General features: G+C 58.0%; 14 protein-coding genes. 4 read left to right on the top strand and 10 right to left on the bottom strand.

The features are described 5' to 3' along the window. The 3 genes from JS536_RS06045 to JS536_RS06035 form a co-directional block, all read right to left on the bottom strand. Window positions 1–443: sugar-binding domain-containing protein (locus JS536_RS06045; protein WP_346427463.1), on the bottom strand; the 443-nt coding region annotated here is incomplete at its 3' end. Window positions 444–474: 31 nt separating this feature from the next. After that, entirely contained in the window at window positions 475–2,088 is a 1,614-nt protein-coding gene (locus JS536_RS06040; protein ID WP_214356213.1) for an MFS transporter, read from the bottom strand. A gap of 330 nt (window positions 2,089–2,418) precedes the next feature. Further along, window positions 2,419–3,978, bottom strand: a complete 1,560-nt coding sequence (locus JS536_RS06035; RefSeq protein ID WP_214356212.1) for an MFS transporter — start codon at window positions 3,976–3,978, stop codon at window positions 2,419–2,421. Between the two features lie 189 nt (window positions 3,979–4,167). On the opposite strand from JS536_RS06035, the gene JS536_RS06030 reads away from it, so the two are divergent. Both JS536_RS06030 and JS536_RS06025 read left to right on the top strand, forming a co-directional pair. Next, window positions 4,168–5,460, top strand: a complete 1,293-nt coding sequence (locus JS536_RS06030) for an AraC family transcriptional regulator (RefSeq protein ID WP_214356211.1) — start codon at window positions 4,168–4,170, stop codon at window positions 5,458–5,460. 590 nt (window positions 5,461–6,050) lie between these two features. Further along, on the top strand, window positions 6,051–7,337 hold the full coding sequence (locus tag JS536_RS06025; protein ID WP_214356210.1) for an ATP-binding protein: 1,287 nt from the start codon (window positions 6,051–6,053) through the stop codon (window positions 7,335–7,337). Window positions 7,338–7,728: 391 nt separating this feature from the next. Here JS536_RS06025 and JS536_RS06020 read toward each other — a convergent pair whose 3' ends face one another. The 5 genes from JS536_RS06020 to JS536_RS06000 form a co-directional block, all read right to left on the bottom strand. Continuing rightward, entirely contained in the window at window positions 7,729–8,127 is a 399-nt protein-coding gene (locus tag JS536_RS06020) for a hypothetical protein (RefSeq protein ID WP_214356209.1), read from the bottom strand. After that, window positions 8,124–9,125 carry a hypothetical protein gene (locus JS536_RS06015; RefSeq protein WP_214356208.1) on the bottom strand — a complete coding sequence of 334 codons (1,002 nt, stop codon included), beginning with the start codon at window positions 9,123–9,125 and terminating at the stop codon, window positions 8,124–8,126. Before JS536_RS06015 ends, JS536_RS06020 begins: the two co-directional genes overlap by 4 nt. Window positions 9,126–9,296: 171 nt before the next feature. Continuing rightward, a complete protein-coding gene (locus JS536_RS12030; protein ID WP_346427462.1) occupies window positions 9,297–10,325 on the bottom strand; it encodes a CHAP domain-containing protein in 1,029 nt (342 codons plus the stop codon). 294 nt (window positions 10,326–10,619) lie between these two features. After that, entirely contained in the window at window positions 10,620–12,953 is a 2,334-nt protein-coding gene (locus JS536_RS06005; RefSeq protein WP_214356206.1) for a DUF87 domain-containing protein, read from the bottom strand. Between the two features lie 6 nt (window positions 12,954–12,959). Beyond that, window positions 12,960–13,316, bottom strand: coding sequence for a PrgI family protein (locus JS536_RS06000; protein WP_214356205.1), 357 nt, complete (start codon window positions 13,314–13,316; stop codon window positions 12,960–12,962). A 285-nt stretch (window positions 13,317–13,601) separates the two neighbouring features. On the opposite strand from JS536_RS06000, the gene JS536_RS05995 reads away from it, so the two are divergent. Continuing rightward, entirely contained in the window at window positions 13,602–13,862 is a 261-nt protein-coding gene (locus JS536_RS05995) for a type II toxin-antitoxin system RelB/DinJ family antitoxin (protein ID WP_214356217.1), read from the top strand. Beyond that, window positions 13,855–14,136, top strand: coding sequence for a type II toxin-antitoxin system YafQ family toxin (locus tag JS536_RS05990; protein WP_214356204.1), 282 nt, complete (start codon window positions 13,855–13,857; stop codon window positions 14,134–14,136). Before JS536_RS05995 ends, JS536_RS05990 begins: the two co-directional genes overlap by 8 nt. 973 nt (window positions 14,137–15,109) lie before the next feature. Here the strand turns inward: JS536_RS05990 and JS536_RS05985 are convergent. Next, a complete protein-coding gene (locus tag JS536_RS05985; RefSeq protein ID WP_214356203.1) occupies window positions 15,110–15,961 on the bottom strand; it encodes a hypothetical protein in 852 nt (283 codons plus the stop codon). A gap of 63 nt (window positions 15,962–16,024) precedes the next feature. Continuing rightward, window positions 16,025–16,228, bottom strand: coding sequence for a hypothetical protein (locus JS536_RS05980; RefSeq protein WP_214356202.1), 204 nt, complete (start codon window positions 16,226–16,228; stop codon window positions 16,025–16,027). Window positions 16,229–16,255: the final 27 nt, after the last annotated feature.

The following is a 16,255-nucleotide window of genomic DNA, read 5'->3' as shown; positions in this document are numbered from 1 at the left end:
GGGCGGATGATGCCGCCACCCGAGTACCAGCGGGTGTTCGGGGTGGCGGAGTTGTCCGCGGTCACGGTGATCTCGTTGTCGCCTTCCGGACCATCCCCGTAGACGAGTAGATCGGTGATGTCCACGGCGAATGGGCTGTATCCGTAGGCATGGCACGCGGCCTGATGCCCGTTGACGCACACTGTGGCGTTACGGTAGACGGCCTCGAACTCGAGTTCCACCGTTTTGCCCTGCCATGCGGCCGGCACGTGGAGCGTCCTCGCGTACTCGTAGACGCCGCCGTCGAAGAAGGCATTGCCGGTGCCGGCCGGCGAGTCGGCGCGACGGGGCGCGTCCAGCATCGCATCGTGGGGCAGCGTCACGTCCCGCCATACGCCGGGTTGGTTGTCTTCGGCCGTCTTGGCGCGAAATCGCCAATCAGTGTTGAAGTCCTGGCTCAGCATGTCTGTTCCTTCCTGGTCCTGCGTGTCCTATTCATGCGGCCGTCTCCCCGGATGCGACGGGGTTCTTGGGGCCCGTTACCCGTTCGTCGTCCGCCACCTGTTCGGTTTCGGGAATGGACGAGAGATCGGCGGCCACCTGTGCAAGTTCCTGAGCGGTGAGTTCGTCGTCGGATTCGTCAGCGACTGGGGTATCCGCGGCCTTGGCATCGGTGTGCCGTTCGACGATTCTGGCTTCGGCCGCAGCACGTCGTTCCTCGTTGGCCTTGCGAATTTCAGACAGACGCTTGTCCAAGCCGTACAGTTTCGACGCGATGGCGGCGATGAGGTACAAAACTGCCGGAATAAAGCTGAACAGCAGACGAATCATCAGGATGGCGGAGTCGGGCTGAGTCGCACTGTCGCCGGCGGAACTCACGTAACCGCCAAGGTTAAGCATCTGTCCCAGAATGAAGGCGCCGAACGCACCGCCGATTGTGCCTCCCAAGCCAGGAATTACGCCAAGGGTTGCCTCCATACGCGGCTTGCCGATGTATTCGTTGTAATCAGCGCACTCAAGAGCCATCAGCGTACCGAACATGTTGATCGGCACCTGTCCCAGACCGAAGAGCACGGCCGCGCACATGAGCATCGCAAAGTTGGCATCAGCGAACCAGTTAGTTACATAACCCAAAATGCACAGCACGAAGCCCCAGAAGCAGGCCTGGTTGATGGACATCTTCCTCAGGATCATCGGCATGACGAGCAGCGCGGGCAGCATGATGCCACTGATAGCCATCGCCGCGCTCATCAGGGAAACGTTACCGACCACGTACGTGTAGTAGTAGACCTGTATGCCCATGTTCGCCACCATCGAGTTCATCAGCATCATGATGGTGACCGGCCAGATATACTTGTTGGCCCTGAGCACGTCGAGCACGGCCTTACCGCTTATCCGGTCGGTAGTCACATCCACGTCATAACGCTCGGGAATGAAGAAGAAGCGCATAATGCCGATGATCATAGCGGGTACGCCAATGATAAGCATCATCACGATCCACCCCTGATGCGAGGTGCCCAACTTCGCCATCATGACCGGAAAAATGATATTGACCAGCAACGCACCCACAGAGGAAAGCAATCCGCCATAGGAACCGAATTTGATGTACAGCGTCTCGTTGTTGAAGGCGCGCACCATATACGGATTGGCACCCGCATTAAGAAAGGCGCCGAACACGCCCTGGTTCATTACGAACATGACGAACACCCAGATGTACTTGACGGTGTCACCCCAGCCGTTCGGCGTAGCAAACATGAGGATTGTGGCGATCCACACGCCGATGATGCCCCATTCATAAGGGCGGCCACGTCCCCAGCGGGTGTTGGTACGGTCCACGATGTAGCCGATCGGGACGCTGAGCACGGCGTCGAAGATCTTGGTGACCAGCATCAGCGTGCCGACCACGCCCACGTTGAGACCGAGGATGTCCGAGCAGTAGATGGTCAGGAAGCCGAGCACGATGTAGTTCATCGACGTGCTGATGATGCGGCTGGTCCAGGCCAGCAGCGTGCCGAACGTGAGCTTGTCCGGAGCCCTGTTCGCCGACGGTGAGGGGTTCGGGGCCGGGGACGCCTGTTCCGAAGTCTCCCGTACCTTAGTGGTAGTCATTGTGTCTCACCTTGTCTGCCCGGCACCGCCATGGTGCCGATGCGTTGTCGTTGTCATTGCGGCGGGTTCTGCTGCGAACCACCGTCGATGGCTTCAGCATATGAAGCAGCTGGTATCAAAATTCCCTGATTTATATCAGAAACACGTTCTTTCCCGATGTAATGGAGGATCCACACGAATATTCGATAACTATTGCATGAACTATTACATATAGCTTGCCGGACACGAACTGGATGGACGCCCAACAAAGGAAAGCCGCCGCGGTCTAGAACCCCACGGGAATCGGACCACGGCGGCAGGAAGATGGAGAGCTAATGGTATTGCAGCGGATTATTCCGTCGTATTGGCCAATGCAGACTCGGCATCGAAACGTTCACGCATCGCCGCACGAATCTCTGGTGTAATCGGATAGGCGCAACGATATACCAGTAGCGCCAGTAGCGCCAACACTGCAGGCACCACACCCATGAGGAACGACAATTTATCTAGCAATGCAGGCATTTGAGAAAGATCACCTAAATATGCGCCGGTGGCTGAATCCACGTTATACCCAATGGCGATGAGCAATACGCCGGTAATAGCGCCCGCAATAGCATTTTGCCCTTTTTCCAGCAATGCCTTGATAGCGTTGACCAGTCCGCCCATCTCACGACCGGTTAGGTATCGGTTGTAGTCAATGCATTCTGTCCAAAGACCGTATCCTGGCACGAAAGTCAGGCCAGAAGCACAATTGACCAGAAACAGTAGAAGAAACAGAATCCAGAAATTCTGCTGCAGAATCCCGACCATCTGAAGCACGAAAATAAGCGCAGCTGGTACAATCATCATGGCAATACTGATTTCCATAGCCTTAAGATTCGACCCGCACTTACGAACCATTATCGGAGAGAACGCCGTCACGGCGAAAATCGGAACCAGCGATGCTGCCGACAGAATCAGCGTCTGAACAGCAAATTGCGCATTGTCTACCTGACCGGTAACGAGATTCGCATTATAGCCCCATTTCAGGTAATACGTAGCCACTGCCGAGGTCAGAGTCCAAGTAAAACCGAAAAATAGGCATGCTAGGAAATTCACTGCAAGCGCTTTATTGCTTTGGAGCATGTTCAAGATATCTCGTGGTTTAACGACGGGATGTTTTTCATCCCGCACAGAGTGATGGCCTTCCTTGACCATACATATTGCCACCAAAGAGATGCCACCGACCACAATCACAGCAGCCGAGACCAAGATGCCGATGGCGTTCTTGATGCCTCCCATACTGTTACCGAGAGCAAGGGCCAGAGTCATAACCATGCCCATTGGAATCGCTCCGACAGTTCCCACGATGCGGCTGACCGTAAAGAATTTGGCGCGGAGCGTGTCATCCTCTGTAACCGACTGAACCAGTGGCAGGAACGCGTTAAACGACGTTCCTACATCATATGCGAAATAGAAAAACACCACCCAGATACCCACAAGCAACGGATTGGAGACAATGGCGTTCGGGATGTTGTACAACAGGATGAGAGAAACGGCCGAAATTACAACGCTGGCGATGATGAATTTCTTATATTTGCCATGCTTGGTAGTCTTGGCGCTATCCATGATCCAACCTTCGATTGGATCATTGAAAGCATCGAAGATTCGACCGGCGAAGAGAACCGTGGTCGCCAAAGTCGCACCCCAAGCCCCTATCCCGGCGTAATCGGTCAAGTAATTCATGAATACAGCGGACATAAGCGCTGCACCTGCTATGGAGATCAGACCCTGAGCGGCCATACCGAACATAGTTTTGCCATCATAGGGATATTCTCTATGTCTGGCGCGCTTCACCGTCTGTTCAGCATTAACCTCAGGGATGGCTTGCTGCGATACCGTCATCGGCACCGGTTCCGCAATCTGCGTCATAACAATTCCTCCTTGAATCGTTGTTACTGTCCAACATAAAAGCACTGAGATATCGGATTTACGCGAAGTATGTCAGTTTTTCGTTCGGATGCAGATTCTCAAGGGTATCGCAAAACGCAGATATGTATCATGAAAACTTGATATCGGTATGTGCCAATATCGCCATACCACAATGATGAGGAGTGATTCATGGACACCGCCATGCAGGGATTCGAAGAGATATTCTGTGCAGCGACCGGCATCAGTCTATGGCGATATGACACGAATATGCATCTGGAATATACCAATTGCCGCGATCTTTGCTGGGATTCGGTGTTTCGTTCAACTGGGTGCGCTGAGCAGGCTCGTGTCCATTGCTCACAATCAAATAGACCAATACTCGTTGAAAGTCCATTGAATATCTTTTGGATTACATTTACCGGTAACTGCATGGTATTGGATTGTCGGCCCCACGATCAGTCTAAAGGGGAGAACGACGGCGTCTTTCCCACCACTCTGAAAGACCATTGCATATACTCAATGGGACCGGTGTTTATCGCGGAAACATCATCCGTGGAGTTCAACCGTGCCGCACACCAACTTGATATACCGGATTCGACATTAGCGCTCATATCTGAAGCTCGTATGAAGTTGCCGGTAATCAATGCCGTACGTTTTGAAGAGTACGCGATGCTAATGGTATTTGCCATCCGCCGTGAACGTATTGGATTCAACGATTTTGTCCTTAATCCCTTTAATGCGGATCACTTGAGAAGAATACGACAAGATGCGATAGGAACTCACCAAGGATCCTATGAATATGAGCTCATAATGCTTAAGGACATAGAGGACGGCAACGTCAACTACCGTTCCAACAGGAAACGTATGTCACAATTGGCTCCTACGCCCGGCAAGATGAGCGTGGCCGATCCGTTGCGACAGACCAAGAATATGATTATCGTTCAAATCGCCACCTGCACACGCGCCGCTATCAAGGGCGGCCTTCCCTCGGAAATCGCATTCAGCATGTCCGATTCATATATTCAGAGCGTCGAAGCGGCTCATACCACCGTGGAGGTGCAAGCCATCAGCGTGGCGATGTACGACGATTATGTACGCGCTGTGCGGAAGATGAAACAGAATAGCCAGTACTCGGATGCTATCAACCGATGCGTTTCGCTAATCCGCATGAATACTACAAATAGCTATACATTGCAACAGCTCGCCGCTGAGGTGGGATATTCGCCATATTATCTATCCACACGATTCAAAAAGGAGACCGGCATAAGCATTAACGAGTTCACACGCCGCGCCAAAGTGGACTACGCACAGTTTCTACTCAGTGATACACAACGCAGCATCATCGATATCAGCGAAACACTCGGCTTTTCTTCACCCAGCCATTTCATTGCCGTCTTCAAAGCCGTGACCGGAATAACTCCTAAACGGTACAGAAACTCCCCGCAGAATGCACGCCAGAAGGGGGATACGGATGTTTATTAAATCTTTTAATCCGATTCTCGCCCACCAATGTTCCAGATGCTCCGCAGAAAGAAGAGGAGTCATAGGACAAATATGTGTCTGACGGCCAGTCAATTGGCTAGTCATCCGATGCGGAATACGGGAGTCATTCCAATCAACGCCGGTCCCGTATCACATGGAGATACCGAACGTCTCGCATCGACCTTGCAAGGATTTGCTTCCATGCCTCCCTGTAGAGGTTCTCGGGCTGTCGGTCGGTGATGATGTTCGCCCGCGGTCACCCCATCGAGGTGCGCGAACTCCGCCCATTCCGGACGCTCCCGTGGACTATACGTCTGGCCTTGTCGATTCTTCTCTGATGGGTTTCCTCCATGGTTCCGTCGGCGTATTCGTTTTTTTGTCAAGGAAACCCATAAGAATCTCATTCGCGGTACGGCCGCACCATACATCATCATGCACATTTCGTATCCCAAAGATGATTTCATTGAAAATGATCGACATATATGACAAAATAATTCAATAGAATCTTTTTTTCCGTTGAAGATGAATAGCGAATATGACGATACGATTCAATGGAATATGCCACGATCTCATCCAGCAGGAAGGCGCCCATGATCATCACCAGGGACAAGTATCTGAACGACCTCACCGAACGCATGGGCAACGGAATGGTCAAAGTGGTCACCGGAGCGAGGCGCTGCGGCAAGACCTTCCTGCTGTTCGACCTGTTCGAGGACCGGCTGCGCGCCCAAGGGGTGGATGACGCTCACATCATCGAGGTCGCACTCGACGACATGGCCTACGCCGACCTCCGTGACCCGGCCAGGCTCTCCGAATATCTGAGATCCCGCATCACCAACCGGACGGAACAGTATTACGTGCTGCTCGACGAGGTCCAGTACGCGATATCGGACGAGGAGCTGCGCGGGGACGAGCCGCCCCGCCTGTATGGGGTGCTCAACGGCCTGCTGCGCATGCGCAACGTGGACGTATACGTCACGGGCAGCAACTCGAAGATGCTGTCCACAGACGTCATGACCCAGTTCCGCGGACGCGGCGACGAAATCCGGGTCCGCCCATTATCATTCGCCGAGTTCATGCAGGCCTACGACGGTGACGTCCAGCACGGCTGGGCGGAATACGTGATGTTCGGGGGCATGCCGCTCACCCTGTCCATGCGCACCGACGAACAGAAATCACGCTACCTGGAAAACCTGTTCAGGGAAACCTACCTCAAGGACATCGTCGCACGCAACAGGCTACGCAGGTCACAGGAACTGGGCAATCTGGTCGACGTGCTTGCCTCCTCGATAGGAGCCTTGACCAACCCGGCCAAGATCAAGGCCACGTTCGACAGCGTGCTGCATTCCAAGATCAGCGTGAACACCATCACCCAATACATCGAATACCTCGAGGAGGCGTTCGTCATCGAGGAGGCCCAACGCTACAACGTCAAGGGCCGCAAATACATCGGCAGCCCCAAGAAGTACTACTTCGAGGACATGGGCCTGCGCAACGCCCGCCTGGGCTTCCGGCAGGTCGAACAGACCCACATCATGGAGAACATCGTCTACAACGAGCTGCGCATGCGCGGCTACAACGTCGACGTGGGCGTGGTCGAACAGCGAGGCACCCGTAACGGCGAACCCTACCGCAAACAGCTGGAGGTCGATTTCGTGGCCAACCTCGGCAGTCGCCGCTACTACATCCAGTCCGCCTACCAGCTGCCCGACGAGGAGAAGACCGCACAGGAGAAGGCCTCCCTGCTCGATATCGACGACAGCTTCAAGAAAATCATCCTCGTCCGGGACATCGTCAAACCGACCCGCGACGACCACGGCATCCTGACCATGAGCGTCTACGACTTCCTGCTCGACCCACATAGCCTGGAGGCATAAGACCATCATCAATGCCGACAGGAGACACCCCATTGGGGTAATGGATCCATAGTCAAAGAAAGGCTTCAAGAGCGTCCCCAAGTCACACCGCACTGTCCGACCGGTTCCTCCGAAACAACCATCCCCGGCCACAACCGTTGGGATATCTTCCGATATCCCAACGGTCAAACAAGTCCGCCCACTTTTGCGCGTGGTACAGATGAACCCCTCAATCCCCGCACATCCCTCACCACACAGCCCGCTCACGACGCCGCATCAGTCCCTCGGCCCACCAATCTCGGAAAAATAACCCGTTCCACGGCCGCTAGACCAAAGCCAACGCCTTTCGACAGTCCCATCGCCGCCAGATCAGAGCCCAGACGACACCTAGTCACAGTGAAGGGACGATTGGCTATTCGCACCATTCCTGTCCGAGCCGCTCCTTTCTCTCCTTGTACCATTCGACGATGCGCAGGACCGCGGCGAAGAGCAGCAACAAAGCTCCGCATTCGGCTGACTTAAGCGCGAATCCCGACGCCACCATCATGCCGGCCAACACCACGTATCCGCTCGGATCGTAGGTGATGCCCTCCAACACCATGAACAGTATGAGGAAGGCCACTCCCCATAGCAGCGCCACGGCCCAACATCCCAAGCCGATGAACATCACATAACGGAATCTTCTTTTACGGGGAATCGTCGCGAACGCGGCGGTGATCGCATCATCCACTACGGCGTCCGCGTCAGCGTCCGCCCGTGTTCCATACGGTAACGGCTCCCGCTCAGTACATATCATCTCGTCGCGGCTCATAAGCTCCTATCCTTTCCCGGCAGACGTTGCATGGCCGACTCCCCCGGCACCGACCATGACGGACCAACTGGCTGTCGCGGCGTAATCGGCGCATATTGCGGCTGCGACTGTCCTGACGACGGCTGCGGGTCCGCTTCGACCGGCTCGGCTCGTTCCGTCTTCTTTTGCTGCTCCCGCGCCGCATCGCGTTGCCGTTCCACAACATCGGCGAGCCCGTCTATCCGCTGCGCCACGTCGGAGGCCGATTCGAGATTCGCGCGGGCTATCGCGACTCGTCTCCATTGCGCCACGAGCGACACGAGCTCATCATGTTCCTGCGAGTCCGGCGCATCGACCAACGAATCGCTACGGGCGGCCGTCTTCCGTATCGACTCCGCGACCTTCTCCGCCTCCGCATCCAACGCCGCATGAAAGTCCTCTTCGACCTGCGCCGTCAATGTCTTCAGCCGTTCGGCATCCCCCTGCATCACTGACGCCTTGGCCTGTTCCAGCGGCCCGACCTCTACCTTCCCCGCGACCGGACTCGCTGCGATCCGCGCAAGCAGATCCTCCGCACAGGACACGGCATAAGCCCATCGCAGCCGGTCCCGATCATTATCCGTCGCGGAGGATCCCGCAATCCGCGTGTCATGCCGCTCATCCGGCAGCAACGATCGAATCACGAGATAGGTTCCGCCGCCCGCCGCGAATGCGACCAGCACGGCCACGCAGGCCATGGCCTTGCCTCTGTCCTTCAGCACGGCCGGCAATCCAAGATGGATGCCACTACGCCGACGACGGGAACGTGTCTCTCGGGTATCCCGAGCGGTGTCCTCCATCGTTGCGGTGTCATAGCGATTGGCCGGCGGCCCCAGATTCATATGGGCTTGTGGCTCGGTCCATGAGGAAGACTCCTCCGTACCCCTCACGCCGAGGTCGCCGGACACCGGCCCAAGATTGATCGTCCCATCCGTCCGGAGGCTCTTGTCTTCATTCCTTCGATGGCTCCACCGCATCACGTCACCTCCTTCCGAACCACATAGGCACATCGAACGCTGACTTGGTGCAACCGACGGGCCTTGCAAAGCATTCGTCTTCTCGGGTCTTCCTTCATATCCTCCCCTTCCGTGTTATTTATATATTTAATTAAATATTTAATTAATACCGCCTTTGCGCAAGCGCGTATCGGGTCAATGGATGAAGTCGATGCCGACGCGATGATCTCGCAGCGTTTCGGCCGTGAACTCACGCAAGGCGACGATGCCGAACCCCACGCCGCTTTCGGAGATCACGATCGACCCGTCCTCCCTTACCTCCTCCACGACCGCCACGTGCCCGTAGGTGGGGTCCGCGCCCAATACGCCTTTCTGGAACACCATCACGTCGCCGGGGCGCGGGGACTTGTCCATCGGATAGCCGAACCGTTGGGCGCTGCCGGACCACATGTGCCCGTCGCCCATCCACGGGTCGACCGGCTTGCCGATCTGTTCGCGACGTGCGGCGGCCCACCAGGTGCATTGCCAACGCTCGTATGAGGTAATCGGCGGCAGGTCCATGGCCTCCACATCCACAGTCCCGTTCCCCCTCATCGCCAGCACCGGGTCAAGCGAGCCCACGGTCTCTCCCCATGCGACGCAGTCGCCCCTATCCTCCTCGCAGTCGGAGGAGGACTCGAACCCCGGCAGCCAGGCCAGCAGCGTGCCCATCATCGCGATGACGGCGACGAGTCCCGCGACAAGCACCAACATCGGTACGCCGACCATGCCGCCGACCGATGAGATGAGCGCGGCGGTCATGCGCCTGCCCATCTCGGCCGCGGCACGCCCCAGACGCGACAAGCCGCCCGAGACCTTGCCGGCCATGCCGGAAATCTGCCGCACGCCACGCGACGCGGTGCCACGAGCACCCGTCTTGGCACCGCGACGTCCGACGGCACCGGCAAGGTTTCGTCCTCCTACCTGCACATGAGAGACACCGAACTCGCCATGAGAGGCCATGGCCCTCACCCCACCTGATATCGAAGGCATAGGACGCCCGGAACCACCGGACGCCGGCACTTCCGACTTGCCGAAGCGCGCCAAACCCGAGCGACCGGCATGAGGCGACATGCCCGTCTCGGCGCCGGTCATGTCCGACGCCGGTCCGGCATTGGCATGCCGTTCACCGTGTCCGGCGAATCGTACGGCGGATCCGATGCCCTCCTCCGTTGTTCCTGCCACTGAAGTGCCTGCATCGTCATCGTCTGCGATGCCGGCGGATTGAAGGTCACGTCGGACGCGTCCCCGCACGGAGCCGATGATCCCTGAGCCCCGAGCGACAACGCCTTTACCGTTTCTGCCTTCGGCAACGCCGCGGAAACCAAGTTCACGTGAGGTGATTCCCGCCGCGAATGCGGACGCCCCGTCACGGAACCGTCCCTGGAATCCGGCAATCAGGCCGTTCGCTTCGAAACCGGTCATGAACCGGGATGTAGTCTTGCCCTTCGTTTCTCCGATGAACCGGACCATCGCCGCTCACCGTTCCCCGAATTTGGTGGTGAACAGGCGGTAGGGCATCGAATCCGTGTCGATCCGGCCGTCGAAGGGGATGAACACCTCGCCGGCCTTGAGCAGTCCCTCGCCGGGACGCGCGCCGCCCAACCGTTCCTTCAGTTCGGGTGACAGGTGCCACATGTCGGCCAGTCTCGCCGCGTCGGTGGACGTCTGGTTCATGAGCAGCAGGAAGTCCGAGTTGGCGAGCATGAACCGCGCCTCCTGGCTGACGAGCAGTTCCTCGATGTTCTGCGTGATGCCGGTCATGCCAAGGCCCCATTTGCGGGCGCGTTTGAACATGTCCAGGAACTGTCTGGCCGCATATTGGTGGGAGAACATGCGGTGGAACTCGTCCACGTAGATCCAGGTGCGCCGGTTCGCCTTTCGGTTGCGGGCGACCCGGTTCCACAGATGGTCGAGCACGACCATCATGCCGAACGTCTTCAATTCGCCCTCCAGTGCGGCCACGTCGAACACGGTGAACCGGTTGGACGTGTCCACGGTGGTCTGTCCGGCGAAACCAGACAGGCTGCCGAGCGTATACGATTCGAGGCTCAGCGCCAGTCCCCGCGCCTCTGGCTCGTTGCTAGCCGCGAGCCTTCGGTGCAGGTCGGCCAGGGTGGGTTGCGGCAGGGCGGGATTGTTGCGGTATTCGCGATACAGTCCCAGCGCACACCGGTCCACGATGGAGCGTTCCGCGGCGTCCAGCCCGTCCGAGCCGCCGATCAGGGAGCCGATGACGGAGACGACCATGTTGGTCTTGGCACGGATGGGGTCGTCGTCAAGCGCCGAGTCGAGCACGATGTCCATCGGGTTGATGCGGTCCGAGGATCCCGCGCTGATAGTCACCCGTGCGCCGTGCAGCGCCTCACATAACGGCGCATACTCGTGTTCCGGGTCCACGATGAGGATTTCGTCCTGGGGCCGGGTGAGGAACAGGCTGGTCATCTCCATTTTCGCGGCCTGCGACTTGCCGCTTCCGGTGGTGCCGAGGATGAACCCGTTCGCGTTCAGTGTGGTGCGTGTCCGGTCGACCATGAGCGCGTTGCCGCTGCGCGCGTTGGTCCCGTAGAACACGCCCTCATCGTCCATGATCTCCTGCGTGGAGAACGGTATGAGGATCGCAGCGCCGCTCGTGGTCAGCGTGCGTCGCATCGGCAGCGGGTTCACGCCCAACGGCAGTATGGCGTTCAGCCCGTCCGGCTGCATGTAGGCGAGTGTCTCGCCGGTGCAGGAGAGTTTGCGGCATGCGGCGAGCACATCCTTGACGCGCTGGTCGAGCGTGGCCTGCTCCCGGGCGAGTACGGCGATTACGGCCACCGTGTTCACGAGTCGTTCGTTGGACTGTCTCATTTCGTCCCTCAGGCTGTTGGCTTCCTCCAGGGAGTCGCGCAGTTCGGCTGAGATTTCGTCGGCCGGGATGTGCTGTCGTATGTTGCGGCGACGTTCCTCCAGACGCTGCATGTCCATTTCGGCGATCTTGCGGTCCACCAGTGCGGCGCCTTCGCTCCGGTCGAAAGGGCTCAGATGTATGGACACGATGACGTCCGTCTTGATGCCGGTCATCTCTCCAATGAGCCTGTCGGACATGATCGGCGGGAAATCGCGGATCCACAGCACGCGCATCAATGTCTCGCCGTCCGCGTTCGAGAATCGCAGCCCCTTGGCGTCGGATGCCTCGACGCACCACGGGGTGATGAAATCCTTGGAGGCCGCATGGCCCGTTTCGATGAGCCGGTCGTCATACCAGAATGGTTCTCCAGGTCTCAGGATCGAGGCGAGCAGTCGAAGCCGTTCGCCGCGATTCAATGGGATGGCGCGGCAACCGTCCAGAGGGGCGAGTTGGCTGGCGGCGCTTCTGGTCAGTCGGTTCAGCGTCGCGCACGCACGTTCCCGGTCCTCCTCCTCGATGGAAATGGTCAGGTATTTGTCGGTGACCGCGTTGCGGGACCGTTCGCCGAGTTTCTTCAATGCGAGCCGGTTGCATTCGCCGCGCAGCTGGTCGAACGGCCCGCCGTCGAGTCGCATGCTGACCATGCGGGCGATGTCCTGTTGGCCGAGGGTGCGGGTCCTGCAGGTGATTTCGACCCGTGTGGATCCGTCGAACGTGTTGAGGATTTCGGCCCACATGCCCACCAGTTGCATCTGGCGTTCCCGTGTGGCCATCTCGTAGTTGATGTCGGACAGGCGCAGGGTGATGCTCCACCGGCCACCGCCTAGGTACGTGATGCCGTTCTCCAGCATGGCCTCGTAGCCGATGAGGTCCTTGGCGGTCCGGTAGTCGCGTTCCTGCTTCCTTCGTTCCTTGCGTGCCATGGCGGATCATCCCCGTTCGCTCATCCGGGCCCGTTCCGATCGCACGGGCACGGTCTTGCGTGCCGGCCCGTCGAGGAGGAACAGACGCTGGCCGAACCTGTGGGACAGCACATAGCGGAGCCATACCTCGGGTTTCAGGCCCTTCGGCCTCAGCCAGCCCCATGCCGCCAACGGCACATCAACTACAAACACCGCATACTGGCCGATCCCGGGCAGGTCAAGCACCTTCCAGAACAGCAGCCATACCGAGGCCGAGAGCACGCCCATCATCGCGGCGGCGGCCAACTGTCGCCAGCTCATACCCCACATGACCCGGGCCTCGGTGGCCGTGATCTCCTTGTATACACGAATCTCCAACGTCATCGTCGCCTCCCTCTCCACGCTTCCACCCCAAAAGGAAAGCCCGCTGGCCAGCCGGCCGCTACGGTTCACCCTCTGACCCTCGCATATCTCAAGAGAATCGATGGTCCCCCATGCGTTTCGGACAAAAATGACTGGTTACGACCAAAGTGCGCGCCCATACAGTGGAGGCATAATGCACAACGCCAGCTATCAATGAAAATCAAGCAATCGGCATTACCGGACTTCCCATACTCACATTTGTGTTACAATGTTCATACATCAGCATGTTTAGTAGGGGGTTGAATGATGGCCGACACGGCGACGATTAGCTTCCGGACCGATCCGCAAGTCAAGCAGCGGGCGAAGGAGTTGTATGAGTCGATGGGCTTGGATCTGTCGACCGCATTGAACATGTTTCTACGCCAGTCGTTGACGGATAACGGCATGCCGTTCCGCGCCACGCGCGAGAACCCGCTGAACGTGGAGGCACGTCGTCAGGCGGACGCCCGCGAAGGCGCGTCGTTCTCGTCGGTGGACGATCTGATGAAGGACCTGATGGATGCTTAAATCCATTTTCCGCACCACGCAGTTCAAGAAGGATTTCAAGGGCCTGCTCAAGAAGCACTACGATCCCGAGAAACTGCGTAAGGCCGTCGAGACGCTGATGACCGAAGATCGCGATTTGCTGTCGACCAAATACCGAGATCATGCTCTGGTGAACAACTGGAAAGGTTACCGGGAAATCCACATCGAAGGCGACTGGCTGCTTATCTACCGCATCGAACGCGACGAGCTGCGACTGGTATTGACCCGCACCGGATCGCACGACCAGCTCTACTGACAGAGAAAAACAGCCGGTATCATCATCCACTGCGGTAATGCCGCGCCGGCAGACTGATGGTTCATACGGAGGACCCCACGAGAGCATGTCATGAACGAATCGGACGTATCCTCGTCTCGCTGCGACGGTATGAGGGCGACGGCGACCTGTCTCCGGCAATCGATCATTTCATGACCACTCTCAGTGCCGCTCAACATTCCTGACGACGAGTCATCATTGCCACCATCGAACATGGGCACGGCGTGCGCGAATATAGAGGGATATTACGAAACCACCAGCTACCGGATGGTGGGGCGATTATCGATGTAGGGACATGTAATCGTGGCGCCGTAGACAGGGAAATGGTTTGCGGCAATCCGTTCAGCGGAAGGGGACGTGTCATGGTAAAGCTCGCTGATTTGTACACGGTGGACGAGGACAGTGCCGAACATGACTATCTGTGCTTGTGCGATGCGCCCCTACCGCAGGATGTGCTGGAATTCCTCGGAAAGCCTCTGAAGTGGAACCCGACGCTATCCCCGTCACCGTATGAACCGATTAGCGGTTGAACCGCGAACGGAGCCAAAATGCCGGTTCGGGCTTCCTTTCGCGGATAAGTCTGATCAGCTGCGGTTCATCGGCTTTTCCTGCACTGATTCCTTGATCCGCCAACCGTCAGATTGGCGGACGGTGGATCAGGGAACCACAGCTACACCGGAGCTAGGGGCACTACGAGCACAACGCTTTATCCATAATGGTCCGGCATATCACGACAGGGGTTGCTGGATTCGTGTGAACATAAATAAAGAGACCAGCAATCCGGCTTCATACTGTGCGATGGTGCATAAGGGTAACGGAGCTTATGGAATCGCGTAATCGCCGTTTCCCGCGGACTCCGAAGTTGGGACTAGGCACGCAAGCCTTACGCGACATCATGACGCTTTCCGTGGCCTGGAACCGTCCCAATCCATGAAACAGGCCAGAACCAGTGCCATCACTCCCCGAACACCGCCTTGGCGGTGGCGGAGGAGACCATGACCAGACAGCCGAGCATGATGGCGCCCAGCATCAGCATGCCGAAATTCGAGATCACGTACTGCCATAGGTCGGAGCCCTCCACGTAGCCGCCCAACGTCAGGGCCTCGCCGATGAACGCCCGGTACAGGACCACGCCCACGGTCAGCGTGATGGCCTGGAAGGATGCCTGGCCGTAGCGGCGCAGGTAGCCCACGCCCATGGATCGCGTGTGGTCGCTGGCCATGAACACGACAGGCAGCGACGCGAAGCAGGAGAGCATGTAGATCTGCATGAACCGCATGTACACCACCGCGAGCAGGACCACGCCGGCGATCTGCGAGACGAAGAAGGGAATGAGTACCAGCGTCATAAGCCCGGCCTGTCCCACGACTCCGGCGTCCTCGATGGCCGTGCGCATCTGGTCGCCGAGCAGCTGGCTTTCGGCGCCGGATGCGTTCGACAGCACGCCGGACATAGCCTTGACGATCGTCGAGGTGATTCCGTCGATGCCCTGCAGGATCAGACCAGCATGCTGGGCGAACAGGAGCACCAACGCGCATTTCAGGAGCACGGTGCCGATGATCCGCACCCCAAGCTCCCGGTCGCCGTCCGCCCTGACTGATGCGCGAGCCAGTTCGAGCGTGAACACGATGCTGGCCACGGTGGCGGCGACCGGTTTGACCGCGACCGCGTGCACCGTGGACGTCATGTCGTACATGCCCGCCGAGAATTCGGCGGGCCCCAAGGCGAGGCGGTCCAGGATGGTCCCGTCGATGCCGCCGCCGATCGCGTTGAGCATGTTGACGCAGGGCTCCACCAGACTCGCCATGATGACCCACCTCCCCGGTACGACTATCCAATAGTTATCAAATATTCATTTTATGAGCGGTATTCAGAAGCTCAGGTTGGCGAACAGCGCGGCGGCCGTGATGATGACCGCGCCACCGACGAGCTGCCAGATGCCGGACTGCGTCTGCGGGCCGGAATGGTCCTTCAGCCCTCCCGCCAGCGTGATCGCGCCCCATACGCTCCAGATGCCGCCGCCCAGCACCGCAGCCTTCTGCAGGAGCTGCAGTATCGTGTTGATCATCTCCATATTGGTTCCCCTTTCTTAGTTCCGCGC

The sequence above is a fragment of the Bifidobacterium sp. SO4 genome (assembly GCF_018555355.1).
In the GTDB taxonomy this organism is placed as follows: domain Bacteria; phylum Actinomycetota; class Actinomycetes; order Actinomycetales; family Bifidobacteriaceae; genus Bifidobacterium; species Bifidobacterium miconisargentati.
The sequence above is the reverse complement of the archived record's forward strand: the minus strand, read 5'-3'. Positions and strand labels throughout refer to the sequence as shown.

Excerpts from the sequence above, each read along its gene's own strand:
- JS536_RS05985 (WP_214356203.1), bottom strand. The coding sequence starts at position 15,961 with ATGGCGAGTCTGGTGGAGCCCTGCGTCAACATGCTCAACGCGATCGGC.
- JS536_RS06000 (WP_214356205.1), bottom strand. The coding sequence starts at position 13,316 with ATGACGTTGGAGATTCGTGTATACAAGGAGATCACGGCCACCGAGGCC.
- JS536_RS05990 (WP_214356204.1), top strand. The coding sequence starts at position 13,855 with ATGCTTAAATCCATTTTCCGCACCACGCAGTTCAAGAAGGATTTCAAG.
- JS536_RS06025 (WP_214356210.1), top strand. The coding sequence starts at position 6,051 with ATGATCATCACCAGGGACAAGTATCTGAACGACCTCACCGAACGCATG.
- JS536_RS05995 (WP_214356217.1), top strand. The coding sequence starts at position 13,602 with ATGGCCGACACGGCGACGATTAGCTTCCGGACCGATCCGCAAGTCAAG.
- JS536_RS06030 (WP_214356211.1), top strand. The coding sequence starts at position 4,168 with ATGGACACCGCCATGCAGGGATTCGAAGAGATATTCTGTGCAGCGACC.
- JS536_RS06040 (WP_214356213.1), bottom strand. The coding sequence starts at position 2,088 with ATGACTACCACTAAGGTACGGGAGACTTCGGAACAGGCGTCCCCGGCC.
- JS536_RS05980 (WP_214356202.1), bottom strand. The coding sequence starts at position 16,228 with ATGGAGATGATCAACACGATACTGCAGCTCCTGCAGAAGGCTGCGGTG.
- JS536_RS06020 (WP_214356209.1), bottom strand. The coding sequence starts at position 8,127 with ATGAGCCGCGACGAGATGATATGTACTGAGCGGGAGCCGTTACCGTAT.
- JS536_RS06005 (WP_214356206.1), bottom strand. The coding sequence starts at position 12,953 with ATGGCACGCAAGGAACGAAGGAAGCAGGAACGCGACTACCGGACCGCC.
- JS536_RS06035 (WP_214356212.1), bottom strand. The coding sequence starts at position 3,978 with ATGACGCAGATTGCGGAACCGGTGCCGATGACGGTATCGCAGCAAGCC.